The sequence below is a fragment of the Xanthomonas sp. NCPPB 2866 genome (genome assembly GCF_041475745.2).
GTDB classification, from domain to species: domain Bacteria; phylum Pseudomonadota; class Gammaproteobacteria; order Xanthomonadales; family Xanthomonadaceae; genus Xanthomonas; species Xanthomonas arboricola.
On the sequence record NZ_CM192975.1, the window covers coordinates 3280739 to 3305292 of the forward strand.

Annotated in this window: 26 protein-coding genes; 12 read left to right on the forward strand and 14 right to left on the reverse strand. The window is 66.5% G+C overall.

Annotated features, from left to right (window positions below; translation table 11 throughout):
• Window positions 1-159: 159 nt before the first annotated feature.
• From murD to ACCQ04_RS14030, 4 genes are read right to left on the reverse strand one after another with little or no spacing between them, the layout of a single operon-like run.
• Complete coding sequence (murD, locus tag ACCQ04_RS14015) at window positions 160-1569, reverse strand: UDP-N-acetylmuramoyl-L-alanine--D-glutamate ligase (RefSeq protein ID WP_226427229.1); 1410 nt, start codon at window positions 1567-1569, stop codon at window positions 160-162.
• Complete coding sequence (murL, locus tag ACCQ04_RS14020) at window positions 1550-2905, reverse strand: UDP-N-acetyl-alpha-D-muramoyl-L-alanyl-L-glutamate epimerase (protein ID WP_226427230.1); 1356 nt, start codon at window positions 2903-2905, stop codon at window positions 1550-1552. The genes murD and murL overlap by 20 nt, the downstream gene beginning before the upstream one ends.
• Entirely contained in the window at window positions 2902-3360 is a 459-nt protein-coding gene (locus ACCQ04_RS14025) for a membrane protein (protein ID WP_024939383.1), read from the reverse strand. The genes murL and ACCQ04_RS14025 overlap by 4 nt, the downstream gene beginning before the upstream one ends.
• Window positions 3344-5953 carry a bifunctional aspartate kinase/diaminopimelate decarboxylase gene (locus tag ACCQ04_RS14030; protein WP_024939384.1) on the reverse strand — a complete coding sequence of 870 codons (2610 nt, stop codon included), beginning with the start codon at window positions 5951-5953 and terminating at the stop codon, window positions 3344-3346. The genes ACCQ04_RS14025 and ACCQ04_RS14030 overlap by 17 nt, the downstream gene beginning before the upstream one ends.
• Before the next feature lie 184 nt (window positions 5954-6137).
• On the opposite strand from ACCQ04_RS14030, the gene ACCQ04_RS14035 reads away from it, so the two are divergent.
• Together ACCQ04_RS14035 and ACCQ04_RS14040 are read left to right on the forward strand one after the other, a co-directional pair.
• The gene (locus ACCQ04_RS14035) at window positions 6138-7016 is read left to right on the forward strand and encodes a PhzF family phenazine biosynthesis protein (protein ID WP_226427231.1); all 879 of its coding nucleotides are present in this window, start codon (window positions 6138-6140) and stop codon (window positions 7014-7016) included.
• Between the two features lie 31 nt (window positions 7017-7047).
• Window positions 7048-7929, forward strand: a complete 882-nt coding sequence (locus ACCQ04_RS14040; RefSeq protein ID WP_016902363.1) for a PhzF family phenazine biosynthesis protein — start codon at window positions 7048-7050, stop codon at window positions 7927-7929.
• Between the two features lie 128 nt (window positions 7930-8057).
• On the opposite strand, the gene ACCQ04_RS14045 is transcribed toward ACCQ04_RS14040, so the two are convergent.
• From ACCQ04_RS14045 to ACCQ04_RS14065, 5 genes are all read right to left on the reverse strand, one after another.
• The gene (locus ACCQ04_RS14045) at window positions 8058-8654 is read right to left on the reverse strand and encodes a glycine zipper 2TM domain-containing protein (protein ID WP_226427232.1); all 597 of its coding nucleotides are present in this window, start codon (window positions 8652-8654) and stop codon (window positions 8058-8060) included.
• Between the two features lie 144 nt (window positions 8655-8798).
• Complete coding sequence (locus tag ACCQ04_RS14050) at window positions 8799-9239, reverse strand: OsmC family protein (protein ID WP_016902361.1); 441 nt, start codon at window positions 9237-9239, stop codon at window positions 8799-8801.
• 252 nt (window positions 9240-9491) lie between these two features.
• Entirely contained in the window at window positions 9492-10439 is a 948-nt protein-coding gene (locus ACCQ04_RS14055; protein WP_016902360.1) for an aspartate carbamoyltransferase catalytic subunit, read from the reverse strand.
• A 15-nt stretch (window positions 10440-10454) separates the two neighbouring features.
• The gene (gene ruvX / locus ACCQ04_RS14060) at window positions 10455-10922 is read right to left on the reverse strand and encodes a Holliday junction resolvase RuvX (protein ID WP_024939388.1); all 468 of its coding nucleotides are present in this window, start codon (window positions 10920-10922) and stop codon (window positions 10455-10457) included.
• Entirely contained in the window at window positions 10915-11481 is a 567-nt protein-coding gene (locus ACCQ04_RS14065; RefSeq protein ID WP_011051924.1) for a YqgE/AlgH family protein, read from the reverse strand. Before ACCQ04_RS14065 ends, ruvX begins: the two co-directional genes overlap by 8 nt.
• A gap of 78 nt (window positions 11482-11559) precedes the next feature.
• Between ACCQ04_RS14065 and ACCQ04_RS14070 the strand changes: the two genes are divergently transcribed.
• Both ACCQ04_RS14070 and ACCQ04_RS14075 read left to right on the forward strand, forming a co-directional pair.
• Entirely contained in the window at window positions 11560-13404 is a 1845-nt protein-coding gene (locus tag ACCQ04_RS14070; RefSeq protein WP_226427233.1) for a DUF4153 domain-containing protein, read from the forward strand.
• Window positions 13401-13946, forward strand: coding sequence for a DNA-3-methyladenine glycosylase I (locus tag ACCQ04_RS14075; RefSeq protein WP_024940757.1), 546 nt, complete (start codon window positions 13401-13403; stop codon window positions 13944-13946). The genes ACCQ04_RS14070 and ACCQ04_RS14075 overlap by 4 nt, the downstream gene beginning before the upstream one ends.
• Window positions 13947-14082: 136 nt before the next feature.
• Here ACCQ04_RS14075 and ACCQ04_RS14080 read toward each other — a convergent pair whose 3' ends face one another.
• The 3 genes from ACCQ04_RS14080 to ACCQ04_RS14090 all read right to left on the reverse strand — a co-directional run bounded on the left by ACCQ04_RS14080 (window position 14083) and on the right by ACCQ04_RS14090 (window position 17323).
• A complete protein-coding gene (locus tag ACCQ04_RS14080; protein ID WP_054591432.1) occupies window positions 14083-14757 on the reverse strand; it encodes a YitT family protein in 675 nt (224 codons plus the stop codon).
• Window positions 14758-15042: 285 nt separating this feature from the next.
• Window positions 15043-16173 carry a PilT/PilU family type 4a pilus ATPase gene (locus ACCQ04_RS14085; protein ID WP_016902355.1) on the reverse strand — a complete coding sequence of 377 codons (1131 nt, stop codon included), beginning with the start codon at window positions 16171-16173 and terminating at the stop codon, window positions 15043-15045.
• 112 nt (window positions 16174-16285) lie between these two features.
• Window positions 16286-17323 carry a type IV pilus twitching motility protein PilT gene (locus ACCQ04_RS14090; RefSeq protein WP_003489919.1) on the reverse strand — a complete coding sequence of 346 codons (1038 nt, stop codon included), beginning with the start codon at window positions 17321-17323 and terminating at the stop codon, window positions 16286-16288.
• A gap of 322 nt (window positions 17324-17645) precedes the next feature.
• Between ACCQ04_RS14090 and ACCQ04_RS14095 the strand changes: the two genes are divergently transcribed.
• From ACCQ04_RS14095 to ACCQ04_RS14125, 7 genes are all read left to right on the forward strand, one after another.
• Window positions 17646-18338 carry a YggS family pyridoxal phosphate-dependent enzyme gene (locus tag ACCQ04_RS14095; RefSeq protein ID WP_104543144.1) on the forward strand — a complete coding sequence of 231 codons (693 nt, stop codon included), beginning with the start codon at window positions 17646-17648 and terminating at the stop codon, window positions 18336-18338.
• 61 nt (window positions 18339-18399) lie between these two features.
• Window positions 18400-19245, forward strand: a complete 846-nt coding sequence (gene proC, locus ACCQ04_RS14100; protein ID WP_226427234.1) for a pyrroline-5-carboxylate reductase — start codon at window positions 18400-18402, stop codon at window positions 19243-19245.
• A gap of 575 nt (window positions 19246-19820) precedes the next feature.
• The gene (locus ACCQ04_RS14105; RefSeq protein ID WP_026064288.1) at window positions 19821-20246 is read left to right on the forward strand and encodes an HU family DNA-binding protein; all 426 of its coding nucleotides are present in this window, start codon (window positions 19821-19823) and stop codon (window positions 20244-20246) included.
• 136 nt (window positions 20247-20382) lie between these two features.
• Window positions 20383-21003 carry a M23 family metallopeptidase gene (locus tag ACCQ04_RS14110; protein ID WP_226427235.1) on the forward strand — a complete coding sequence of 207 codons (621 nt, stop codon included), beginning with the start codon at window positions 20383-20385 and terminating at the stop codon, window positions 21001-21003.
• Between the two features lie 93 nt (window positions 21004-21096).
• Entirely contained in the window at window positions 21097-21405 is a 309-nt protein-coding gene (locus tag ACCQ04_RS14115) for a DUF3861 family protein (RefSeq protein WP_024940752.1), read from the forward strand.
• Between the two features lie 75 nt (window positions 21406-21480).
• A complete protein-coding gene (locus ACCQ04_RS14120; protein ID WP_372358784.1) occupies window positions 21481-22005 on the forward strand; it encodes a hypothetical protein in 525 nt (174 codons plus the stop codon).
• 55 nt (window positions 22006-22060) lie between these two features.
• On the forward strand, window positions 22061-22657 hold the full coding sequence (locus tag ACCQ04_RS14125; protein WP_016902348.1) for a YceB family lipoprotein: 597 nt from the start codon (window positions 22061-22063) through the stop codon (window positions 22655-22657).
• Between the two features lie 144 nt (window positions 22658-22801).
• Here the strand turns inward: ACCQ04_RS14125 and ACCQ04_RS14130 are convergent, their stop codons facing one another.
• The gene (locus ACCQ04_RS14130) at window positions 22802-23344 is read right to left on the reverse strand and encodes a type 1 glutamine amidotransferase domain-containing protein (protein ID WP_046343621.1); all 543 of its coding nucleotides are present in this window, start codon (window positions 23342-23344) and stop codon (window positions 22802-22804) included.
• A gap of 106 nt (window positions 23345-23450) precedes the next feature.
• A complete protein-coding gene (locus tag ACCQ04_RS14135; RefSeq protein ID WP_016902346.1) occupies window positions 23451-23918 on the reverse strand; it encodes an SET domain-containing protein in 468 nt (155 codons plus the stop codon).
• Between the two features lie 174 nt (window positions 23919-24092).
• Between ACCQ04_RS14135 and ACCQ04_RS14140 the strand changes: the two genes are divergently transcribed.
• A complete protein-coding gene (locus ACCQ04_RS14140; protein WP_016902345.1) occupies window positions 24093-24551 on the forward strand; it encodes an SUF system Fe-S cluster assembly regulator in 459 nt (152 codons plus the stop codon).
• Window positions 24552-24554: the final 3 nt, after the last annotated feature.

Here is a 24554-nt window from a genome sequence, read left to right on the forward strand (position 1 = left end):
GTGCCTGCTCCCGGGAAGGTCCGGCGAGTGTAGGCGCTGCCGCCGTGCACACCGGGTCAGCGTGGACGCAGACGGACCGATCGCATCGGCTTTCTGCCAAGGCCGTCGAAAAAACCCGGTGCGGATGGCGCCGTCGCTCCGCGCGCGAGCAACGCAGCGCTACTGCACGCCCAAGCCGGGAATCGCGCTGATCGCCGCCGGATCGAACCCGGCCAGCTGCGCAAAATGGCGGCCGCGCGCAACGTAGTCGCTATAGGCGCCGAAGCTGGGCGCACCCGGCGACAGCAGCACCACGCCGCCCTGCTCGCCCAGCGCCTGGCGCGCCAGCCGCATCGCGTGCTCCAGGTCGGCGGCGGCATGCAGGCCGAAGCGACCGCTTACGGCCAGCGGCGCTAGCAACGCATGGATCCGCGGCCCGTTCGCGCCCATGGTGACGATTTCCAGCGGCGCCTGCTGCGCCATCTGCGCGGCAAAATCCTGCCAGTCCAACCCGCGATCGTGGCCACCGACCAGCAAGGCCACACGACGTTGCGCAAAGCAGGCCAGCGCCGCCAACGAGGCATGCGGGGTGGTGCTGATGGAGTCGTTGACGTAGCTGATGCCGTCCACGCTGCCGAGCAACTGCAGGCGGTTCGGCAACGGGCGGAAGCTCGCTGCGGCCGGTGCCAGCGCCGCAGCGTCCAACCCCAGGGCTTCCAGCGCTGCCAGCACCGCGCACAGGTTGCGCCGATTGTGTTCGCCGGGCAGCGGCACGTTGGCGGTGTCGAACACCGGCTGCTCGCCGCGATACACCACATCGCCGCGCAGATGCCAGCCATCGGGATGGTTGAACCAACGCACCTCGCTGTCGGGCAACTGCAACTGGGTCAGATGCGGATCGGCGGCATTGAGCAAGGCAATGCGCGGGCGGCCTTCGGTGACCAGCGCCAGCTTGTCGCGCACGTAGCGCGCCTCGTCGCCATGCCAGTCCAGATGCTCGGGAAACAGGTTCAGCACCAGCGCCAATTCCGGACGCGCGCCGCTGCGCCCCACTTCGCCGGTCTGGTAGCTGGACAACTCGATCGCCCAATAGCCCGGCGGCGGTTGCGGCGCCAGCACTTCCAGCAAGGGTTGGCCGATATTGCCGACCAGGGCGGTGCGATGGCCGGCCGCACGCAGCAGATGCGCCAGCAGCGCGGTGGTGGTGCTCTTGCCCTTGGTGCCGGTGACGCAGATGGCGCCAGGCACATAGCCGTCAGGCTGCGCATGCTCGGCAAACCACAATGCGGTGCCGCCGATGAAGTGCGTGCCGTGCTCGGTTGCGGCGGTGTGCGCCTCGGAGCGATACGGGCTGATGCCGGGCGATTTCACCACCACATCGAACCGGCCCAGCGCCTGCGTACTGGCGTCGGTTTCCACATGCAACGCAGCATCGGCCAGCGTCTCGAGCTCGCGCGCTTCGTCGGCGTTGCAGAACACCGTCAGCGTTTGCGTCGGCAACGCGGCGCGCAGTGCGCGGTACGCGGCGCGCCCTTCGCGCCCCCAGCCCCATAACGCAACCGCCTTGCCCTCAAGCTGCGAAATTCGCACGCACGCGCTCCCACAGCGCCGACGGAATCCGGTGTTCGCCGTCGATGGCCAGCAACGGCTCCAGCTGCAGCGCCTGCTGGTCCAGCTGCGGCTGGATCTCGCGGATGAAACGCAGCACCAGCGCGTCTTCCTTCCATTCGGCACGGCTGGCCAGCACCGCCATTGCCGCACGCGATTCGCGCCCTTCACCGACGCATTCGAACGGCTTGTGGTCCTGGAATTCCAGCAGCGCATCGTAGCCGCCGGCCTGGGTTGCATCGTCGAGCAGATTGCGTCCGAAGATCTTGACCAGCCGCGTCTTGGGCATGAACGGTGCCAATGCCAGGAACACGAAATGGCACTTCGGGCAGACCCCGCACCAGCGGTGCACCGGGCGCTCGCCCATGATGTGGAAGTTGCGGTTGCAGCTGGAAAAATGCGCGTCGTAGTGATCGGTCTTGGCGAACTGGCGCGCCACCGCCAGCTCCGACAACGGCCGCAGCAGCGAGTAATAGCGCAGGTCGGCCGCCACATGCCGCTGCACGTAATCGCCGAACGCCTGCTCGAACGCCCAGCCCTTGGACCACTGGTGATTGACCTCGCCGGTGCCGGGAATCTGGCTGCCGTAACTGGCCGAACGTTCGTTGGAAAACACCACCTGGTCCACGCCATTGAGCAAGGCCGACAACACCAGGATGGCCGAGTTCACCGCGGTGACCGGGATATGCCCGTTCCAGGCGCCCTGGCGATTGAGCTCGAACAATTCCGGCGCCAGCACGCGGCCGATATTGAGCACTGGCAGGCCGGTGCGCTCGGCGCAGGCACGGATCAGCTGCGAGCCGCCGATCCAGCTGACGGTCTGGTCAATACCGGCATGCCGCAGCGCTTCGATGCTGACCAGCGAATCCTTGCCGCCACCGATCGCAACCAGGGCATGCTCGCGCAGGCCCAGCGCCGGCGAATCGGCAGCAGCCGGTGCAGCCACCGGCAAGTGGATCTTGCCGTGCAGGTTCAAGCCATTGCGATAGGCGAACTCGCCCAGGCCGTGCAGGTAGACGCTTTCCACCAGCGCAGCGGTATCGGCATCGATGCTGTAGCTGTCGATGGCAATGGTCGGCGGCACTGCGGCCTTGTAGTAACTCACGCCCGCAATGAGGTGCAGCAACTGCAAGGCCTGTTGCACGGCGGCGGCACGCGCGCCGTCCAGCACGAATGGCGCGCCGGGCACGGCAACGGTTTCCACAAGTTCCGGCCCCTGATCGAAGGCATACACCAGCGTCGCCACGCCGGTCTGCGCGTCGAGTGCGCAACGCACGAAACGGAAGGTGGAAATCTGGTGTTTGTCGAAAGCGCTCATGGACTACCTGCAGGAACACGTACGCGACGCAGATAACGCCGGCACAGGACATATTCAATCATGGAAAACGGCACCGCAGCCCACAGCAGCGGCAGGCAACCGAACAGCACCGCCAGCAACAGCACATCCGGACGTGCAGTCGTGGCATCGCCGGACACCGCGAAGGCGATGGCGAGATACAGCGCCACCACCGGCACATAACTCAGCGCGCTCAACAGCACCGTGCGCACCGCCATCCCGCCACTGCGACGCGTGGGACCCCGCGCGTCGCGCCGACGTTGCCAACGCCCGGCCAACCATGCGCCGATACCGGCGGCGACCAGCGCGGGTAGCGCCCATTTGAAGGTGTCGCTCCATGGCATGCCCAGGCTCAGTTGCTGCAGCGCGGTGGCGAACACGATCGCAGCACCACCGGCCAGCGTACTGAGTGCAATGAACTCAGCCTGCGGGCGCATCGATCACCTCTTCGCGCGGCAATTCACGCTGGTTGTAAGTGCTGGCCATCGAGTAACCGTAGGCACCGGCATCGGCCAGCAGCATCACATCACCCGGCGCGGTGGCGGCAGGCAGACGACGGCGCTTGCCGAACACATCGGAGGATTCGCAGATCGGCCCGACGATATCGAAGCTGCCATCGGCTGGCGCATCGAGCTGGCTGAGGTTTTCGATGTCGTGCCAGGCGTCGTACAGCGCGGGGCGGATCAGCGTGTTCATGCCTGCATCCAGGCCCACGCGCTGCACGCCGTCCTTCTCGATCACCTGGGTCACCTGCGCCAGCAGCACGCCGGCTTCGGCCACCAGGTAACGGCCCGGCTCGATCGCCAGCCGGTAGCCCGGATGCACCGCCTTGACCTCGGCCAGGCCCTTGGCCCACAGCTCCAGATCGAACGGCTCGTCCTCGGCGCTGTACGGAATCGGCAGGCCGCCACCGATATCGATGGTCTCCACCGTGCCGATGCGGCGCGCGAAGCCGGCCAGTTCGTCGTACATCATCCGCCAGTGTTCGCCGGTCTCCACGCCACTGCCCAGGTGCGCATGCACACCGGTGATGGTGACCTCCAGCGTGCGCGCCACCTCCACGAACTCATCCACGCGCGTGGACGACAAGCCGAACTTGGACGCCTTGCCGCCGGTGTTGACCTTCTCGTGATGCCCGTCGCCATGCCCCAGGTCGATGCGCAGCCACACGTTGCGGCCACGGAACACCTCCGGCCAGCGCCGCAATGCTTCGACGTTGTCCACGGTGACGGTCACGCCCAGCGCAAATCCCGCTTCGTATTCGGCCTTGGGCGCGAAACTCGGGGTGAACAGCACGCGTCGCGGCGACAGCTCGGGCAAGGTATCGAACACGCGGCGCAGCTCGCCGTGCGAGACGCATTCCAGCCCGAACCCGGCCTGTTCCAGCGCCATCAGGATCGCCGGATGCGCATTGGCCTTGATCGCGTAATAGCGCTGATCCACCGCCGCGATCTGCGCCAGCGCCTGCGCCCGCGCACGCACCGTGGGCAGGTGATAGACGTAACGCGGCGTGCCGGCCTTAGACAGTGTCAGCAGGTGCGCGCGCTCGGCATGCCACCACGGCGTGGGCCGCGGGCGCACCGAGCCGATGATCTCGCGCCAGCGCGGCCCGAACACCTCGCCTTCGCTCACCGGCATCGCACCGCTGTCGATCAGTTCCGCATGCAGGATCGGCAGCAGACCATCGGCATCGGCTTCGTCGATGACGAAGGTCAGATTCAGGTCGTTGGACGACTGCGAGATCATGTGCACGCGCTCCTGTCCGAACGTGGCCCACACGTCGGAGAGCTTGTGCAGCAGCGAGCGCATGCCGCGCCCGACCAGGGTGATCGCCGCACACGGCACAATGATCTTGACCTTGCAGATCTGCGACAGATCGGCCGACAACGCCGCCAGCACATCGGTGTTGACCAGGTTCTCGGACGGGTCCAGCGACACGGTGACATTGGTCTCGGCCGAACCGATCAGGTCCACCGACAGGCCATGTTTCTTGAACAGGGTAAACACATCGGCCAGGAAGCCCACCTGCTGCCACATGCCGATGCCTTCCATCGACACCAGCACGATGCCGTTGCGCCGGCTGATCGCCTTGACGCCCGGCACCGGCTCGGCATTGCCGTCGATGCTGGTGCCGGGCAGATCGGGGCGCTCGGTATCCAGGATCGCCATCGGCACGCCGGAATCGCGGCATGGCTTGATCGACCGCGGATGCAGCACCTTGGCACCGGTGGTGGCGATTTCCTGCGCCTCGTAATAGTCCAGGCGGGTCAGCAGCCGCGCGTCCGGCACGTCCTTCGGGTTGGCGCTGAACATGCCGGGCACATCGGTCCAGATTTCCACCCGGCTGGCGCCGAGCAGCGCACCGAAATACGCCGCCGAGGTATCCGAACCGCCACGCCCCAGGATCGCGGTGCCGCCATCGGCGTGCCGCGAAATGAAGCCCTGGGTGATCAACAGGCGCGTGGGCTGCGCAGCGAAACGCGCGCGCCAGTCGGCGTCGGACTGCCACTGGCAGGACACCGACAGGCGCTTGGACCATTCGCTCTGATTGGGCTGCGGCGGCAGCGCCGACAGCCACTGGCGCGCATCCAGCCAGCCCATGTCCAGGCCGCTGGCATGCAGATACGCCGCACCGATGGTGGAAGACAGCAACTCGCCCTGCCCCAGCACCTCGGCCTGCCAGTCCAGCGTGCGCGTCGCCGCGCGCGCATCGCCGATCAATGCATGCAGCGCGGCAAGGCGCTCGCCCAGCACTGCATCGGCATCCAGTTCCAGCTCGGCCAGGAACTCGCGATGACGCTGCTCCAGCGCCGCCACGCGCTGCGCGCTGTCGGCGGCGCCATCGGCAATCGCGGTGAGTTCGTTGGTCACGCCCGACAGTGCGGACACCACCACCAGCACGCGGCCGCCGGTCTCGTTGGCCCGTTTGCTCGCCAGTTTTCCAATCGTGTCCCAGCGATGACGACGCGACACCGAGGTGCCGCCGAACTTGAGGACGATCCAACGATCGGTAGAGTGGGGAGCTGACATGGAGATAGGCGTTTAGGATGAGGGGGAAGACGCCCGGTACGCCGGGCGGAACCTCCGATTCTACTGCCAATGCCGCCCGCATGACCCCGTGTACGGTCACAGCCTGCCGGCAGGCACGGCCATCACCGCAACGGTTTGCGCTGCAATCATCGACGCGCCTTCCATCGACCGAGATCCATTCCCCATGAGCAAGCACCGCTACCTGCAACTGGATGTGTTCGGCGGCCAGGACGGCCACGGCAATCCGTTGGGCGTGGTCCTCAACGCGCAGACGTTGTCGTCGGAGCAGATGCAGCAGATGGCCGCCTGGCTGAACCTGTCGGAGACGATCTTTTTCCTGCCGGTCAGCGCGCCCGATGCGGATTACCACATCCGTATCTTCACGCCACGCGCCGAGCTGCCGTTCGCCGGCCATCCCAGCGTCGGCGCTGCATGGGCGGCGGCAACGCACGGGCTGGTGGCGTTCAAGCCGGACGGCCGGATGCGCCAGCAATGCGCGGCGGGCGTGCTGCCCGTAGAGGTGATCGACCGGCACGGCGCCGTGCTGGTGCGGCTGCGGGCACCGCGTGCGCAAGCAGTCGAAACCGGCGATGCGCATGTTGCGGCATTGCACGAGGCCTGCGCCGGCCTGCGCATGGCCGAACGCCCCGCCACATTGTGGAACAACGGCCCCGGCTGGTGGCTGCTGGAACTGGCCGACGCGCAGGCGGTACGCCAGGCGCTGCCCGATCTGGCGGCGATCAGCCGCCTGACCCAGGCCAGCGCAGCCACCGGCCTGGCTATCTACGCGCCGCAGGCCGGGAGCGATGCGGACCTGGTGGTGCGCGCCTTCTGCCCCGCCGACGGCATCCCGGAAGATCCGGTCACCGGCAGCGCCAACGCCTGCATTGCCGCGCGCCTGCACGGCGAAGGCCGCGTGCCCGGTCAGGCGTCGCGCTATGTCGCCAGCCAGGGGCGCGAAGTCGGCCGCGACGGCCGTGTGCACGTGGAAGTGGATCACGAAGGCGAAGTCTGGATCGGCGGAACGACCAGGCAAGTGATCGAAGGCCGCATCGATTGGTAAGCTGCCGCGCCCTGTTCGCGGACCCGCCACCATGACCACCCGCCGTTTCCTGCAACTGGATGTGTTCTCCGCCCGCCCCGGCAGCGGCAACCCGCTGGCAGTGGTGCTGGATGCCCAAGGCCTGGACGATGCCGCGATGCAGGCCATCGCACGCTGGACCAAGCTGCCGGAAACCACCTTCGTGTTTGCGGCGCCGGATGCGCACAGCAGCTATCGGCTGCGGATGTTTTCCCCGCAAAAGGAAGTGCCGTTTGCCGGCCACCCTAGCGTCGGCACCGCCCACGCGGTGCTGGAAGCCGGCCTGGCCGCACCGGACGACGGCGTGCTGATCCAGGACGGCATCGCCGGCCAGCTGCCGCTGCGCGTGGAGCAGATCGCAGGCCACCGCAGCATCGCCATCCGCACTCCGCGCGCGCGCGTGGCCGAGCAGGTGGAGGCCGACGACCCGCGCCTGCGCGATGCGGTGGGCGGCTGGCCACTCGGCAGCCTGCCGCCCGCCTTGATGGACGGCGGCCGCACCTGGTGGGTGGTGGAGCTGGCCAGCGAAGCGGCGCTGCGCGGCCTGCAGCCGGACTGGGACGCGATCGCCGCGCTGGCCGAATCCACCGGCAGCATGGGCGTGTTCGCCTATGCCCGCGCCGCAGCGCCCGGCGCCTACGATCTGGCGGTACGCGCCTTCGTCGGCAATGGCCGGCGCTTCGAAGATGCCGCCTCCGGCGCGGCCAATGCAGTGCTCGCCGCCTGGCTGGACAGCCGCCAGGCACTGCCGGGCAAGGAACGGCGCTACGTGGTCAGCCAGGGCCGCGAGATCGGCTTCGACGCCTTGCTGGAATTGCGCATCGACGCCAATGGCGATGTGTGGTCTGGCGGCCAGGTGCAGACGGTGATCCGCGGCACGCTGGATTGGGCGTAATCGCGCCTGATCCCGCAGGCTGAAGAGTGCTTGCGCGGAAACAAAAAACGCTGCGGTGGCCCGCAGCGTTTTCGTCATTCCATCGGCCGATGTCGATCGTCTGAGAGCAGCGTGCGGCAGCGCGGCGGTCAGTCGGGGCGCACGTCCACGCGCACGCGGATGCGGTCGCCCGGGTTGTAGTCGCTACGCGTGTGATAAGTGCGGCCGGCGTATTCGTAGGTCACGTCGTAGCCATCGACACGATCGCGTTCGCGCCGGTAGGACACCGGCTCGCAGACGCTGACGTTGCCCTGATAGTTGCGATTATTGGCTTCGTAGATCGAGCGGCCCGCCGCGACGCCGGCCATGGTGCCGACCGCGGTGCCGACCAGGCGGCCATTGCCGCCACCGACCTGGCTGCCAAGCACCGCACCGGCGATACCACCGATCACGCTGGCCACGCCACGGTTGGACACACCAGCCTGGCCATAGCTGCCGCCATCGCGGTAGTAGCCGTCGTTGCGGGTGTAGTAGCCATCGGCCGGGCGGTTGTAGCAGCGCTCGCTGCTGCGCTCGTTATACGAATCGGTCACGATGATCGGGTCCACGCGCACTACCCGCGCATATTCGTAACGACCATCCTCATCGCTGCCACGTCCGTTGTAGCCGCTGTCATAGCGCTGCGCCGTTGCATTGCCTGCAACTGCCAGACCCATCACCAGAGCACCAAGCACAAGAGTTTTCATTGCAGCAGCTTCACAGGGAGGACACGCTGCCGATGCTCGGCCTGCGCCAGTGAAACCGCCCTGAACCAAACCGCCCTTGCAACGCCCTATTCAGGTCGCCGCCAGCTGCGTGCGCCGGCAGCCATCGCCGGCGCACGCAGGGAATCACGCCTGGTTGGAAAACTCGCTTTCCAGACTGATCGGCACAGCGCTCAGCGCCTTGGACACCGGGCAGTTCTTCTTCGCGGTGTCGGCCAGTTCTCGGAACTTGGCTTCGTCGATCCCCGGCACCACGGCCTTGAGCTTGAGACGGATCTGCGACAGCTGCGGGCCGCCTTCCATCGACAGATCCACGTCTGCGCGCGTATCCAGCGAGGTCGGCGGAAAACCGGCTTCGCTCAGCTGTGCCGACAGTGCCATGGTGAAGCAGCCGGCGTGCGCGGCGGCAATCAGCTCTTCCGGGTTGGTGCCCTTCTCGTCGCCGAAGCGGCTGCTGAAGGCGTAGCGGGTCTTGTCCATCAGCCCGCTTTGCGGCGTGCTGAGCTGGCCCTTGCCGGTCTTGAGGTCGCCTTCCCAGTGAGCGGTGGCGTGACGCGAAATACCCATTGCGATCTCCTGCGATGAAAGGAGCGGCCACGATAGGCGAGTGGATGTTATGGCGTGGTGGCTGGATTCGGGATTCGGGATTCGGGATTCGGGATTCGAGAATCGGGAATCGGGAATCGGGAATCGGGAATCGTAAGAGCAGGCCGCGTGCGGGTTCTGATGGCAAGGGCTTTGCGAGCGTCTGCGCGAAGACGCTCGGCCGGCGGCGACCGCGACCGCAGTGTGGGTGCGCAGTCGCGTCGCCGGGCTCGCTCAACCCAGCAGGGTTTCCAGTACGGCCATGCGCACCGCCACGCCGTTGGCGACCTGGCGCAGCACGCACGATTGCGCGCCGTCGGCGACTTCGTCGGTGATTTCCACGCCGCGGTTGATCGGGCCCGGATGCAGCACGGCGGCGTCGCGGCCGGCGCGTGCCAGGCGCTCGCGGGTCAGCCCATAGACGGCGTGGTACTGCTCCAGCGACGGCACCAGGCCTTCTTCCATGCGCTCGCGCTGCAGGCGCAGCATCATCAAGGCGTCAGCACCTTCCAGCATGGCGTCGAAGTCCTGCCCGACCACGCAACCATCCAGCATGTCGTCGTCGGGCAGCAGGCTGGCCGGACCGCAGACGCGGATCTCGCCGGCGCCCAGCGTGCGCAGTGCATGCAGGTCCGAGCGCGCAACGCGCGAATGCTTCACGTCACCGACAATCACCACCTTGAGCTTGGAAAAATCGGTGCCCTTGGCCTGGCGCAGGGTGAGCATGTCGAGCAGGCCCTGGGTGGGATGCGAACTGCGTCCGTCACCGGCGTTGATCAAGGCGGTGCCCTCGCCTGCGGCCGCCGCCAGCGCTTCCACCGCACCGTCGTCGGGATGGCGCACCACGAAGCCGCGCACACCCATCGCCTCGAGGTTCTTCAGCGTATCGCGCGCGGTCTCGCCCTTGCGCGTGGACGAGGTGGAGGCATCGAAGTTGAGCACGTCCGCGCCTAGCCGCTGCGCAGCCAGATGAAACGAGCTGCGCGTGCGCGTGGACGGTTCAAAGAACAGCGTGCACACCGCGGTGCCAGCGAGCACGCTGCGCTTGCCCACGCGCCCCACCGCCGCATCGCGGATCTGGCCGGCACGATCGAGCAGCTGCAGCAGCGTGGTGCGCGGCAGTCCTTCCAGGGTGAGCAGGTGGCGCAGGCGTCCGTCCGAATCGAGTTGCATGGTGGTCATCGCAGGTCGGGAGTGTCAGGGAAGAAGAGTGGCTTGGTCGGGCGCGGCCAACCAGCGTTCGACGATCACCGCCGCCGCCATCGCGTCCAGTGCCTCGGCATCGCGGCGGCGCTTGCGCCCGTCGGCGCGCTCGCGCGCGAAGCGCTGCGCGGCTTCGACCGAACTGGAGCGCTCGTCGATCAGCACCACCGGCAGCGCATAGCGCTCGCGCAGTTGGCGGGCGAAGGCATGCGCACGCTTGCGTGCGGGCTGGTCCTTGTCGTCCAGGGTCAGCGGGTCGCCGACCACCAGGCCGTCGGGGCGCCATTGCTTGTGCACGCGGTCCAGCGCGACCCAGTCCGGGCCATTGGCATGCACATTGATGACGGCAACTGCACGCGCACCGGCACCGAGCGCAGTGCCGATGGCCACGCCGATGCGGCGCGACCCCACGTCGAAGCCCAGCACCGTGCCATCCGGGCGGATCGCGCCCGCCTCAGGCATGCCCGGAATAATCCGTCAGCCGGAACAGATCCACGCCGATGCGCCCGGCAGCGGTCTGCCAGCGATCTTCCAGCGCGGTGGCGAACAGCACATTGGCATCCGACGGCGCGGTCAGCCAGCTGTTCTCGCCCAGTTCGAATTCCAACTGCCCCGCGCCCCAGCCAGCACAGCCCAGCGCCACCAGCGCATTGCGCGGCCCTTCGCCGGCCGCCATCGCTTCGAGAATGTCGCGCGAGGTGGTCAGGTAGACACCCTGCCCCACTTCCAGGCTGGAATCCCAGTCGCGCGCATCGTCGTGGATGACGAAACCGCGCTCCGGGTGCACCGGCCCGCCGCTGAGCACGATCTGCTCGCGCAGGTGCTCGTCGACGGTATCGATGCCCATTTGAGACAGGACCTCGCCCAGCGTGTATTCGGAGGGCCGGTTGACCAGCACGCCCATGGCGCCGTTCTCGTCATGCTGGCAGATCAGCGCGACGCTGCGCGAAAAGGTGGGATCGGACAGCGCCGGAAGCGCGATCAGCAGTTGGTTGGCCAGAGGCGTGGGCAAAACAGACATGGCCGCATTCTAGCCGTTCGCTTCGCCGCGCGCAGAGCCGCTGCGATACTGGGGGCAGACTAACGCCAAGGACCGACGATGCAGATCACACCAGAATCCGTCACCGCGCTCGCCGATGCGCCATTGCCCCGCCTGACCCGCACATTCATCGTGCTGATCGCACTGCTGCAGGGCGGCCTGCTGTATCTGGCCGCACTGGGCCAGCAACACGGCGTGTGGCCCTTCACCGACTTGGGCGCGCGGATCTGCTGGTACACCGTGGTGCTGACGGTGCCTGGCCTGGTGCTGCTGAGCGTGCAGGATCTTCGCGATTGGCGGTTGTGGCAGCACGTGGCGGCAAGCACGCTGGTATTGGCCGCCCTGGGCAGCTGGGCGGCGTGGAGCGCCACCGGCGCGCCGACCCTGCAGATCGCCACGGTGCTGTGGTCGTTCGGCTTCACCGTCACGGTCGGCTGGTTCGTCGCCCTGCCCTGGCTGCAGCACCGGCAACTGCACGGTCATTGGCGGGCGGGCTACCACGCCCTGTTCGAATACGCCTGGCAGAACGCGCTGACGCTGGCGCTGGCACTGCTGTTTGTGGGGGTGTGCTGGATGGTGCTGGGGCTGTGGGCCAGCCTGTTCGCGCTGGTCAAGATCAGCTTCTTTGCCGAACTGTTCCGCGAACAGGCGTTTGTTTACCTGGCGACCGGCGTCATCACCGGGCTGGGCATCCTGATCGGGCGCACCCAACACCGCGCGGTGCAGGTGTTGCGGCAGATCCTGTTCGCCCTGTGCACCGGTCTGCTGCCGCTGCTGGCCGGCATTGCGCTGCTGTTCCTGCTGGTGCTGCCGTTCACCGGGCTGCAGGCGCTCTGGCAGACCCGTTCGGCCGCCACGATCCTTATCAGCCTGGTGTTCGGGCTGGTGCTGTTCACCAACGCGGTGTACCAGGATGGCAGCGGGCTGCCGCCGTATCCGCGCTGGTTGCGTCGGATGATCGAGGCCGGCCTGCTCAGCCTGCCACTACACGCAGCGCTGGCCGCATACGCGGTGGGCCTGCGCATTGCGCAGCACGGCTGGACCAGCGACCGCGTCTGCGCCGCATTGCTGGCCGCACTGGCGCTGGCCTATGCGGTGGCCTACGCGTTGGCGGTGTTGCGACCACGCGCCGATCGTTGGCTGCCGCAGCTGGCCGGCGGCAACAAGGTGCTGTCGTGGGTGGTGATCGGCCTGGCCGTGCTGGTCAACACTCCCGTGCTCGACCCCTACCGCATCACCGTGCAGAGCCAGATGCAGCGCCTGGCCAGCGGCACGCAAGAGAGCGTAGACAAGAACCTGGAATTCCTGCGTTTCGAAAATGGCCGCCGCGGCTATCTGGCGGTGCAGTCGCTGCGCCAAACCCCCGCCTTTGCCGGCAACCCCGCACGCAAGCAGAAGCTGGAACAGCTGTTGGCGCGCACCAGCCGCTGGGGCGGCAATGACAGCGTGGAAGATCAGAAGGACAAGCAGCTGACCGACCTGGCCAAGATCCGCCAGCATGTGACCGTGGCAGCCGGCCAGGCAGACCCGCCGGCGGACTGGTGGCAGTACCTGATGAGCTCCAAGCCGCTCTCGGGCGCTTGCACCCAGGGCAACAGCAACTGCGTGGTCAGCAGCAGCGACATCGATGGCGACGGCCAGCTCGATCTGCTGCTGTGCAATCTCAACGGCGACTATGCGGTCGCCTGCGAGCTGCAGACCCGCAACCGGCATGGCTGGTATCAGGCCGGTACGGCACAGCTCTATTCGCTCGACGACGAGGCCATGAGTGAAGTGAGCCAGGCGCTGCGCAAAGCTCAGATCCAGACACGGCCCACCCGCTGGCCGGACCTGGCGCTGCCGGGAGACCGACGCATCCACATCCGACCCAGCGAAGAAGGCATCCGTCCGGAGTCCCGGCCATGAGCGGCTATTGCGCCATCGCACCGGGCCATCCGATTCATGGCCATTACCACGACCACGAATACGGCTTCCCGCAGCGCGAGGAGCGCGAGCTGTTCGAGCGCCTGGTGCTGGAGATCAATCAGGCCGGGCTGAGTTGGGAAACCATCCTGCGCAAGCGCAGCAACTTCCAGCGCGCCTACGACGGCTTCGACGTGGACACGGTGGCCGCCTATGGCGAGAGCGACATTGCGCGGCTGCTCGGCGATGCCGGCATCATCCGCAACCGGTTGAAGGTGCTGGCGGCTATCCACAATGCGCAGGTCATCCAGCAGTTACGCGCTTCGCACGGCAGTTTCGCGCAATGGCTGGATGCACAGCATCCGCTCGACAAAACCGCCTGGGTCAAGCTGTTCAAGAAGACCTTCCGCTTCACCGGCGGCGAGATCACCGGCGAATTCCTGATGAGCCTGGGCTACCTGCCAGGCGCGCACCATGCCGATTGCCCGGTGTTTAAGCGCATCCAGGCGCTGTCGCCGCCGTGGCTGCAGCACGGCAAGGCCTAACGGCGGCATCAGCGCGCAGACGCCGGCAGGCAGTTGCCCTGCCGCAGCTGCCGCGGGCATGCGCATATACCGCTCCGGCGTGATGGGTGCCGCTGCCGATCGCAGCGGCACCAAGGGCTTCAGGTAACGCGTTGGATCAAACGCCCATATAACGATGCGGGCGGTGATTGAACATCAGCACCAGGCTCAGCATCAACGCGCCCAGCGCCGAATACAGCACCTTGTCCGGGGTGAGGACACTGAAGGCGACCAGCATCAGCATCGCATCGAAACTCATCTGCACCTTGCCGGCGCTCCAGCCACGCTCGCGCTGCAGGTACACCGCCAGAATGCCGATGCCGCCCAGGCTGCCGCGATGGCGAATGAAGAACAGGATGCCCAGGCCCGCCAGCGCGCCGCCGACGATCGCCGAAAACAGCGTGCTGATGTGCGCGTAATCGGCCCAGCGCGGCAGCAGGTCGGTGAGCGCACCGCAGGCGCCTACCGCGGCAAAGGTCTTCAGGGTGAATTCCCAGCCCATGCGGCGCACGCTCAGCCAATAGAACGGCAGGTTGACCAGCACGAACACCAGGCCGAAGTTCCAGTGCAGCGCGTAATGCAGCAGGAACGCCACGCCGGCCATGCCGCCGATCATCAGGCCGCCCTTGGCGAAGATCGCCAGGCCCAGCGAAGCCACCAGCGTCGCCAGCACCATGCCCTGCACGTCCTCGGCCACCGAGTGATGAAACGCGTGGTCGTCGGCCGAGGTGCCGGCCGAATCCGGTGGCGGCGTCAACGGACCGGAAGTCATCACTGTACCGTCGTCGGGCAACGGCTGTTGCTCCGGACGGAGATCGGAATCGGGAAGGCTCACGGGCTGGGCACTGCGGTGGGGTGCGGATATTAGACACTATCGGCCCGCCTGGTTACATCTGAAACATCACCCCACGCGTGCGTTGCGCCGCTGCACGTTCATCGGCCATGGCGGCGCCCGCCGCCGGCATCGCGCGCGAAACAGCTGCAAGCAGCACGCTGGATCGGATCCAGCGCAGACCATCCCGCTTCCTTCCATGCACGCCTGGCCATCCGCCACGGCGTGCAGCGCTCAGGCAGGGGCTCAGCGAACCTCGGCGATCTCCACGCCATCCAGGCCCTGCGCCAGGGTCTTGGCGTCGCCGCCCTGCGACAGCTTGATGCGCAGGCGCACCTCGTTCTGCGAGTCGGCGTAGCGCAGCGCGTCTTCGTAGCTGATCTCGCCGGCCTGGTACAGCTCGAACAGGCTCTGGTCGAAGGTGCGCATGCCCAGGTTGGTGGATTCCTTCATGATCTCCTTGAGCTTGTGGATCTCGCCGTCGCGGATGTAGTCCTGCACCAGCGGCGTGCCCAGCATGATCTCCATGGCCACGCGCCGGCCGCGCCCATCCGGGGTCGGAATCAACTGCTGCGCGACCACGCCCTTGAGATTGAGCGACAGGTCCATCAACAGCTGGTTGCGCCGGTCTTCCGGGAAGAAGTTGATGATGCGGTCCATCGCCTGGTTGGCGTTGTTGGCGTGCAGGGTGCACAGCACCAGATGGCCGGTTTCGGCGAAAGCCACGGCATGATCCATGCCTTCACGGGTGCGCACCTCGCCGATCATGATCACGTCCGGCGCCTGGCGCAGGGTGTTTTTCAGAGCGTTTTCCCAGCTGTCGGTATCGATGCCGACTTCGCGCTGGGTGATGATGCAGCCCTCGTGCTTGTGCACGAATTCGATCGGGTCTTCGATGGTGATGATGTGCCCGGTGGAATTCTGGTTGCGGTAACCGATCATCGCCGCGAGCGAGGTGGACTTGCCGGTGCCGGTGGCGCCGACGAAGATGATGATGCCGCGCTTGGTCATCGCCAGCGTCTTGATCACCGGCGGCAGACTCAACTCTTCCACCGTGGGGATGCGCGTTTCGATCCGGCGCAGCACCATGCCGACCTGGTTGCGCTGATAGAAGCAGCTCACGCGAAAGCGCCCGACCCCGGACACGCCGATGGCGAAATTGCACTCGTGGGTCTTTTCGAATTCTTCGCGCTGCGACGGCGTCATCACGTTCAACACCAGATCGCGGCTCTGTTGCGCGGTCAGCGGGGTCTGGGTGATCGGACTGATCTTGCCGTGCACCTTGATCGCCGGCGGCATCCCCGAGGTGATGAACAGATCCGACGCCTTCTGGTGCGCCATCAGCTTGAGGAAGGAGGTGAAGTCGATGGTGCTCATGGCGTGCTCCTCGGGAGCAGGGATTCGGGATGGGAGATTCGGGATTCGCAAGAGCGGGGTCCGGTCAGGGAGCCGCCGTTGCGAATCCCCAATCCCGAATCCCGAATCCCGGCTACTCGAATATCCGCTTGTCCTTGGCGTACTCGCGTGCCTGGTTGCGCGTGATCAGGCTGCGCTTGACCAGGTCCTGCAGATGCTGGTCCAGCGTCTGCATGCCGTATTGCTGGCCGGTCTGGATCGAGGAATACATCTGCGCCACCTTGTCCTCGCGGATCAGGTTGCGGATGGCCGGGGTGCCGACCATGATTTCCCAGGCTGCGGTGCGTCCGCCGCCGACCTTCTTCAGCAGCGCCTGCGAAATCACCGCACGCAGCGACTCGGACAGCATCGAGCGCACCATCGGCTTCTCGCCGGCCGGAAACACGTCGATGATGCGGTCGATGGTCTTGGCCGCCGAGCTGGTGTGCAGGGTGCCGAACACCAAGTGGCCGGTTTCGGCGGCGGTCAGCGCCAGGCGGATGGTCTCCAGATCGCGTAATTCGCCGACCAGGATGATGTCCGGATCTTCGCGCAGCGCCGAGCGCAGCGCCTCGTTGAAGCCGTGCGTATCGCGGTGCACTTCGCGCTGGTTGATCAGGCACTTTTGCGAGGTATGCACGAATTCGATCGGATCCTCGACCGTGAGGATGTGGCCGTATTCGTTCTTGTTGATGTAGTCGATCATGCCGGCGAGCGTGGTCGACTTGCCCGAACCGGTCGGGCCGGTGACCAGGATCAAACCCTGCGGCTGGTCGATCAACTGGCGGAAGATCGGCGGGCAGCCCAGGTCCTCCAGCGTCAGCACTTCGGACGGAATGGTGCGGAACACCGCACCGGCGCCGCGGTTCTGGTTGAACGCATTGACGCGGAAGCGCGCCAGCGACGGAATCTCGAACGAGAAGTCGACCTCGAGGAATTCCTCGTAATCGCGACGCTGCTTGTCCGACATGATGTCGTAGACCAGCGCGTGCACCTGCTTGTGGTCCAGGGCCGGAATATTGATGCGACGGACATCGCCATCGACACGGATCATCGGCGGCAAGCCGGCCGACAGATGCAGGTCCGATGCCTTGTTTTTGACGGAAAACGCCAATAGTTCAGCGATATCCATGCGCTGCTTTTCCCCTAGGCTGCGATTGGAAGGTACTCCCCGAGCGGCAGTATAGCGTTCTGGCTGCTGGCGGGAAGCGGCGCGCGGCCGGTTCAGGCCGGCACCGTCGGGCGCGCCTGAAGGCGTTGGTTTGGGCACGCGGTGCGGGCACGGTCCTTGCCTGGGCCAGCGGCGCGCCGATCGCCAGCTCGCCCCGCCTGTGGGCAGGCTCGGCGCGGGCTGGCGCCACTGCAGCGTCATCGCCGGCCCGATCCGACGCGCCGGCTGGAAGGACGCAGCCGGGGGCGGCACTATAGCGTTCCTTTCCCGCCTGGATTGCCACGTGCCGGCTTCGTCGCTGCAGCAGATTCTCGATGCCATCCACGCCGCCGCGGCTCGGCACGCGCGCGCCGATGTGCGCCTGCTGGCGGTGTCCAAGACCCGGCCGGCAGATGCGGTTGCCGCGCTGGCGGCGCAGGGCCAGCGCGCATTCGGCGAAAACTACGTGCAGGAAGCGCAAAGCAAGATTGCGCAACTGCAGACGCTGGGACTGGAGTGGCACCTGATCGGCCACCTGCAATCCAACAAGGCCGAACTGGCCAGCCAGTGGTTCGACTGGGTGCAGACCGTGGACCGCGCCAAGCTGATCGCGCCGCTGGCCAACCACCGCCCGGCCGGTCGCGCACCGTTGAATGTGCTGATCCAGGTCAATATCGACGACGAGGACAGCAAGCACGGTTGCGCGCCGGAGGCGGTCGACGGCCTGGCCGCGGCCATCGCGCTGCAGCCGCGGCTGCAACTGCGCGGCCTGATGGCGATCCCCGCGCCATTCCCCGAGCAGGCGCGCCGCATGGCAGCATTTACCCGCATGCAGGCACTGTTCGAAGAGCTCAAGCGCCGCTACCCGCAGGTGGATACCTTGTCGATGGGCATGAGCTCGGATTTTGCCGAAGCGATCGCGGCCGGCGCGACCATGGTGCGGGTCGGGACTGCGTTGTTCGGCGAACGCGGCTCGTCGGCTGCTGCAGCATCCTGACCGTCCGTCCCGATCGACTTCGCGTAGCACATCGCCGTTTCCTCTTACTTAAGGTGTCGCAATGACTCTGCCCTCCTCGCCCGCGCCTTCCGCTGCAATCACCGCATTCATCGGCGGCGGCAACATGGCGCGCAGCCTGATTGCCGGGCTGATCCGGCAAGGTATGCCCGCAGCCAGTATCCGCGTCGCCGAGCCGGTGGCTGAACTGCGCGATGCGCTGTCGCGCGACTTCGGCGTGCATGCGGTGAAGCAGGCGCGCAGCGCCGTGGACGGCGCAGCCATCTGGGTGCTGGCGGTCAAGCCGCAGGTGCTGCCAGCGGTATGCGCGCAGCTGGCCGATCTTGCGCAGGCGCAGCAGCCGCTGCTGCTGTCCATCGCCGCCGGCATCACCGCTCCGCAGCTGGAGCGCTGGTCCGGCGGCGAGCTTGCGGTGGTGCGCGCAATGCCCAACACACCCGCCCTGCTCGGTGCCGGCGTCACCGGCTTGTATGCCAATCCACGCGTCTCCGACGCGCAACGCGCGCAGGCAACCGGCCTGCTGGAGAGCGCCGGCGTCACCGTCTGGATCGACGACGAGGCGCAGATGGATGCGGTGACCGCGGTCTCCGGCAGCGGGCCGGCCTATGTATTTCTGCTGGCCGAAGCGATGGAAGCCGCCGCGCAGGCGCAAGGCCTGCCAGCCGACACCGCACGCACGCTGGTGCTGCAGACCCTGCTCGGTGCCTCGCGCATGCTGACCGAATCGGGCGAAGCACCGGAGCTGCTCCGCCGCCGGGTGACCTCGCCCAACGGCACCACGCAGGCGGCAATCGAGACATTTCAGGCCGGCCAGTTCGAAGCGCTCACCGCCAAGGCGATTGCCGCAGCGACCGAGCGCGGCCGTAGCCTGTCGGCGGCCAATGATTAGTCGACCGGTGACGGGACATCGTCCAAAGCAGGAATGTCTCGCAGCGGCCAGCCGTGCCGCGCGCGGGAGTGCCACGGCGACCGTGCAGTGGAACCGTCACGACACGTCGCGCATCGGCGCCTGCCAGGTGCAGGAAAAAACCCGGCGCACGTGACTGGCGCAGATGGCAGCAACAGCGCGAACGCAGCGGGTCGACGGATCGAAGCCGGCAACGCCAGACGTCTCCTGCAAGGCGTAGCCACGCAGCAACGCTGATCGCGGCAGCGAACGCCACCGCCAGCTGCACGCCGTAGCCACTCCTCAGCGGCGAGCTCGATGCAAAACGCACACACGACTTCGCGCAAACGATCTGCTGCTATGCGTCAGACACCGCATCGCCCTGCGCCTCGCAGCCGTGTCGACCGCGCTTTCGCGGAGGTTTTCTGCCGCCGGTGAACGAATCCCCGTCAAAAGACGCTTTTTTTCGGTTGTTTCATCGTTTCCCTATTGGCGGCGCGCAGCAGTTGCCCTACATTTCGCGTTGCCGACTGGGTCGGCAGACCCAACACCACCAACGATCACGGAACACATAACTCATGGCAAAAACCGCCGCTAAGAAGGCTGCCCCCAAGAAGGCAGTGAAAAAGGTCGCCGCGACCAAGACCGCAAAGCCGGCCAAGGCCGCTGCTGCCAAGTCCGCTGCGCCGAAGCCGATCAAGGAAGCGCTGAGCAAGACCGGCCTGGTCGCGCACATTGCCGAATCCACCCAGCTGGCTCCGAAGGACGTCCGCGCTGTTCTGGCTACGCTGGAATCGGCCGCTCATTCGTCGCTGAGCAAGAAGGGCGCCGGCTCGTTCACCCTGCCGGGCATGCTGAAGCTGACCAGCGTCCATGTGCCGGCCAAGCCGAAGCGCAAGGGCATCAACCCGTTCACCAAGGAAGAGCAGACCTTTGCAGCGAAGCCGGCCAGCTTCAAGGTCAAGGCTCGCCTGCTGAAGAAGTTGAAGGACGCCGCGCTCTAATCGAGCACGCCTGCGTTGTCACGAAGGCGGCCTGCGGGCCGTCTTTTTTGTGCGCGCGCGTAACCGCCCGCATCACTCCCCCACATGCCGCTCATCGCCCCTTGCCTACCCTGCACGCTGATTTGCAACGCAGCAGGTGCATGTGACCGATCCGTCGTCTCCTCGCCCATCCACACCGCCGTCATCGGCAACCCGCAGCCCCGCGCGCCGGGTGCGCCGGCTGCTGGTGTCGATCGCGCTGCTGTGCGCTCTGGGTGTGGCCGCACGCTGGGCATGGCAGTTGCCGGTTGCCGAACAACTGCGTACCAGTTGGGAGCTGTCGCGCATGCCGCCACCCGTGCAATTGTCGGTTCCGGTCGAAAGCGTGCAGGCGCGCCGCATCGCCGACACCTTCGGCGCACCGCGCGGTCGCGACCGACGCCATGCCGGCGTGGATATCTTCGCGCCGCGCGGCACGCCGGTGCTGTCCGCGACACGCGGGGTGGTCAGCGCCATCCGCGATCAAGGCCTGGGCGGCAAGCAGGTCTGGGTGCTCGGGCCGGCGATGGAGCGCCATTACTACGCGCACCTGGACGATTGGGCCGCCGGGTTGGCCGTTGGCGATGTCGTCGAGCCCGGCACAGCGCTCGGCATGGTCGGCACCACCGGCAACGCGCGCGGCACGCCGCCACATCTGCACTATGGTGTCTATGGGCGCAACGGTGCGTACGATCCACTGCCGCTGCTGCGCAAACCCGTGCCACAGCCGGCACAGTGAGCATGCTGGAACACTGCGTCATGGCCTGAGCTATCGAGGCCGTTGCTGGCTACGCCTATGGTGGAGTCAGCCCAAGGAACGACGCCTCCCTCCATGTCCCGAAAACGCTATCGCATTACGGTCACGCCCATCGAGAGCGATGGCCGCCCCTGCAGCGATCGCTGCACCATCGAATTCGAACAGCGCTCGCGGGCCGACTGGATGCGGCTGCTCGAGGAGCTGCACCTGCGACGCGATCTGAGCAGCGACGAATGTGCGGCGCTCACGGTCGGCTCGCAGCTGCTGGAAGACCTGGCCGCCCGCCCGCGCGCGCAGCCAAGCGATGCACTGGAGGCCTTGCGGCCAAAACTGCAGTTGCTGCTGGAGCGCCTGCAACGCGTGCAACCGGCCGCCGGCACCTGAGACCGGCGTCGCGGCGACCGCTACACTGCGCGCATCGGGGACAGGAGATGCGCCATGCGAGGGTTGGGGATCGTCATGCTGGCAGCGGCAATCGCCGGTTGCAGTTGCCATCGCAGCGCTGACAAAGAAACGGGCAACGCGGCAGCGTCCTCGCACGTTGCAGCGGCGACGCAAACGCCGACTACCGCCACCACAGACAACACGCCCGCACGACCCACAAGCGATGCAACCCCTGACGATGCGGTTGCGCGCGCCAACTTCGCCAAAGCAAGCGCGACCGTGCAGCGATACCTGGGCGCGTTGCCAGGTGCGGCACGTGGTGATGCCGATGCACTGTGGAGCGGCGGTCGTCCTGCCCCGGTGCCGGACGATGCGGCGCTGCGCGGTATCGGCAATATCCAGTCGATGCGTATCAATAACGACGCGCCCATCGCACTGGATCAGGAACAGCCCCCGCGCCGGATCGAAGTGCCGGTGCAATTGATCGTGCGCACCGACACCGGCACCCAACGCCTGGTCGGCGCCTACCGGCTGCAGCCGCGCAGCGGCAGCGACGACTGGGAGATCTACTCGGCCACCCTGCACCCGGTATTGCGCTAACCCACGGTTCACCGGCAACGACTAAGGTGATCGCACCTGTTGCCGGAGTCACCCGATGAAACTGCGTTCGCTTGCCGGATCCATGCTTGCCCTCGCTCTGGCGCTACCCACGACCAGCGCGTGGGCAACGCCGCAGATCCAGGGACACCAGATCAGCGTACAGGGCAGCGACCTGCAGCAATTCCTGGGTGGCCGCTTCCCGCAAACGCACGATGCGCTGGGCGGCCTGGTCGAGATGACGGTCAGCAATCCGGCACTGTCGCTGCCGCCGGGCGACCGGCTCAAGATGGCCTTCGACCTGGCGCTCGCCACTGCCGGCGGCGCGCCTGCACCGGTCGGCAATGTGACCTTGACCAGCGCACTGCGCTACGACACGGCCAAGCAGGGCTTTTATCTCGATCAGCCCACCATCGATGATTTCCGGCCGGCCAACGCTGGTGCAAAACTCGACCACAGCACCCGCCAGCTGCTCAACGCCTGGCTGGCCGATTACGCGCGCAAGGAGCCGATCTATCGCATCGATCCGGCCATCGCAGCGGTGATGGGCAATGTGCAGGTGGAGTCGGTCGGCATCCAGAACGGCCGCGTCGCGGTGAATTTCAACCAGAACATCGAGCAACTGGTGCCGGCCGCTGCACTGTCCGGGAAATAAGCTGACGCGCCAGTTGCGACGCATGGCTTGAAACACGCCGTCATGCCGTCGCGCCGGTCTGCGCAAGCGGCCCTCGGATCAAGACAAAGGCCCGGCATCACCACGCCGGGCCTTTGTTTTCATCTCAACGTTGCAGGGGACCGATCAGGCCACCAGGGCCTTGGCCACTGCAGCGGTAAAGGCCGGGATATCGTCGGGCTTGCGGCTGGTGATCAGCGACCCGTCGACAACCACCTCCGCATCCTGCCAGCGTGCGCCAGCATTGCGCAAGTCGGTCTTGACCGACGACCACGAGGTGACGTCACGGTCGCGAACTAGATCGCTTTCCACCAGCAGCCACGGGCCGTGGCAGATCGCGGCAACCGGCTTGTCGGCACTGGCAAAGGCCTGGATGAATGCGATCGCCTTGGCGTCGCCGCGCAAGGTATCGGGGTTGAGCACCCCGCCGGGCAGCACCAGCGCATCGTAGCTGTCGACCTTGGCCTGATCCAGCCGCTGGTCCACCGGCACCGAATCGCCCCAATCGGTTTTGTTCCAGGCGCGAATCTGCGCAGCGTCGCCGGGCGCAATCACATCGACCTTGGCGCCCCAGGATTCCAGCAGGCGCTTGGGCTCAATGAGTTCGGATTGTTCGAAGCCATCGGTGGCCAGCACTGCGATGGTCTTGCCGGAGAGCGAATACGACATGCGGGAGCTCCTTACTGAAAAGAAGCCCGCACGCTAGGCGCGTACCTGTTGCGCACGAGTGAATCGATGTGTGCGCCGCGTCAGTGCGGCGCCAGGACACTGCTGCTCAGCGCTTGGGCTGCAGCATCGTACCTGTGCAGTTCTTCGACCCGCAGCGGCATGCCCAGATCTTCTTCAGACGCGGCGTGTGCCGCTCGGCTAGGGTGATGCCGTAGTTGTAGGTGAGCTCTTCGCCGGCCTTGATCGCGCGCTTGGCCTCGATGAAGATCTTGTCCTTGCTGCGGTCATCGCCCTCGGCCTCTTCGATCACCGCCTCGCAATTGGGGTTGCAGCTGTGGTTGATCCAGCGCGCGACATTGCCTTCGTAATTGGCATCCAGCACGTAGTCGTCGCTGAGCGTGAACAGGAAGGTGTGGCCGCTCTCCACATCGCCGGTGTCATCGGCATCCACTTCCGCGTGCGTGCGCAGGCGCCCCTTGTACTGGATGATGCGCTCGCCCTTGCGGAGCGCGGCGAGGGCGAACATGCCATTGCCGTGGATACGTGACTTGCGGGCGGCAACTTTGCGCGACATGAAGGGGTCCAGTGATGGGGCCGCTCATTGTGACTGCAGCGCGACGATGCGCCAAGCACAAGCGCAGCAGTACCCGCAACGGCTGCTGCTTGCCGGCGGCTGAACCAGGCAGGTGGCCCTGCCCTGGCTAAAAGCGTACAATTTCGGTCCGCTTTAGGATTTATCGCCTTCCTCATGTTGCGCGTCACCAAACTCACCGATTACGCCACCGTCGTGTTGACCGTCCTGGCAGCGCGCTGCGGCCAGGTGCTCAGCGCCAGCGAACTTGCCGAGCAGGCCGGCCTGGAAGCGCCGACCGTGAGCAAGATCCTCAAGCCGCTGTCGCAGGCGGGCCTGGTCGAAGGGCTGCGCGGCGTGCACGGCGGCTACCGGCTGGCGCGCGCGGCCAGCGAGATCACGCTGGTCGAAATCGTCGAGGCGATGGAAGGCCCGCTGGCGATCACCGAATGCAGCCAGGACCACAGCCAGTGCGGCATCGCGCAGACATGCGGGGTGCGTTCCAACTGGCGCCTGATCAACGACGTGGTCGGCGATGCATTGCGTCGCGTCACGCTCGCACAGATGTTGCAGCCCCTCTCTCTCCCTGGCGACAGCCGTCGGCGCTCCATCGCCGCACGCGTCGCGACCACCTGACCC

What these genes read in the sequence shown, in the direction of transcription:
- ACCQ04_RS14040 (WP_016902363.1), top strand. Translation starts at nt 7,048, where the DNA reads ATGACCACCCGCCGTTTCCTGCAACTGGATGTGTTCTCCGCCCGCCCC.
- ACCQ04_RS14050 (WP_016902361.1), bottom strand. Translation starts at nt 9,239, where the DNA reads ATGGGTATTTCGCGTCACGCCACCGCTCACTGGGAAGGCGACCTCAAG.
- ACCQ04_RS14045 (WP_226427232.1), bottom strand. Translation starts at nt 8,654, where the DNA reads ATGAAAACTCTTGTGCTTGGTGCTCTGGTGATGGGTCTGGCAGTTGCA.
- ACCQ04_RS14115 (WP_024940752.1), top strand. Translation starts at nt 21,097, where the DNA reads ATGTCCCGAAAACGCTATCGCATTACGGTCACGCCCATCGAGAGCGAT.
- ACCQ04_RS14030 (WP_024939384.1), bottom strand. Translation starts at nt 5,953, where the DNA reads ATGTCAGCTCCCCACTCTACCGATCGTTGGATCGTCCTCAAGTTCGGC.
- ACCQ04_RS14065 (WP_011051924.1), bottom strand. Translation starts at nt 11,481, where the DNA reads ATGTCTGTTTTGCCCACGCCTCTGGCCAACCAACTGCTGATCGCGCTT.
- ACCQ04_RS14090 (WP_003489919.1), bottom strand. Translation starts at nt 17,323, where the DNA reads ATGGATATCGCTGAACTATTGGCGTTTTCCGTCAAAAACAAGGCATCG.
- proC (WP_226427234.1), top strand. Translation starts at nt 18,400, where the DNA reads ATGACTCTGCCCTCCTCGCCCGCGCCTTCCGCTGCAATCACCGCATTC.
- ACCQ04_RS14140 (WP_016902345.1), top strand. Translation starts at nt 24,093, where the DNA reads ATGTTGCGCGTCACCAAACTCACCGATTACGCCACCGTCGTGTTGACC.
- ACCQ04_RS14125 (WP_016902348.1), top strand. Translation starts at nt 22,061, where the DNA reads ATGAAACTGCGTTCGCTTGCCGGATCCATGCTTGCCCTCGCTCTGGCG.
- ACCQ04_RS14055 (WP_016902360.1), bottom strand. Translation starts at nt 10,439, where the DNA reads ATGACCACCATGCAACTCGATTCGGACGGACGCCTGCGCCACCTGCTC.
- ACCQ04_RS14035 (WP_226427231.1), top strand. Translation starts at nt 6,138, where the DNA reads ATGAGCAAGCACCGCTACCTGCAACTGGATGTGTTCGGCGGCCAGGAC.
- ACCQ04_RS14075 (WP_024940757.1), top strand. Translation starts at nt 13,401, where the DNA reads ATGAGCGGCTATTGCGCCATCGCACCGGGCCATCCGATTCATGGCCAT.
- murL (WP_226427230.1), bottom strand. Translation starts at nt 2,905, where the DNA reads ATGAGCGCTTTCGACAAACACCAGATTTCCACCTTCCGTTTCGTGCGT.
- ACCQ04_RS14105 (WP_026064288.1), top strand. Translation starts at nt 19,821, where the DNA reads ATGGCAAAAACCGCCGCTAAGAAGGCTGCCCCCAAGAAGGCAGTGAAA.
- ruvX (WP_024939388.1), bottom strand. Translation starts at nt 10,922, where the DNA reads ATGCCTGAGGCGGGCGCGATCCGCCCGGATGGCACGGTGCTGGGCTTC.
- ACCQ04_RS14120 (WP_372358784.1), top strand. Translation starts at nt 21,481, where the DNA reads ATGCTGGCAGCGGCAATCGCCGGTTGCAGTTGCCATCGCAGCGCTGAC.
- ACCQ04_RS14135 (WP_016902346.1), bottom strand. Translation starts at nt 23,918, where the DNA reads ATGTCGCGCAAAGTTGCCGCCCGCAAGTCACGTATCCACGGCAATGGC.
- ACCQ04_RS14130 (WP_046343621.1), bottom strand. Translation starts at nt 23,344, where the DNA reads ATGTCGTATTCGCTCTCCGGCAAGACCATCGCAGTGCTGGCCACCGAT.
- ACCQ04_RS14085 (WP_016902355.1), bottom strand. Translation starts at nt 16,173, where the DNA reads ATGAGCACCATCGACTTCACCTCCTTCCTCAAGCTGATGGCGCACCAG.
- ACCQ04_RS14025 (WP_024939383.1), bottom strand. Translation starts at nt 3,360, where the DNA reads ATGCGCCCGCAGGCTGAGTTCATTGCACTCAGTACGCTGGCCGGTGGT.
- ACCQ04_RS14070 (WP_226427233.1), top strand. Translation starts at nt 11,560, where the DNA reads ATGCAGATCACACCAGAATCCGTCACCGCGCTCGCCGATGCGCCATTG.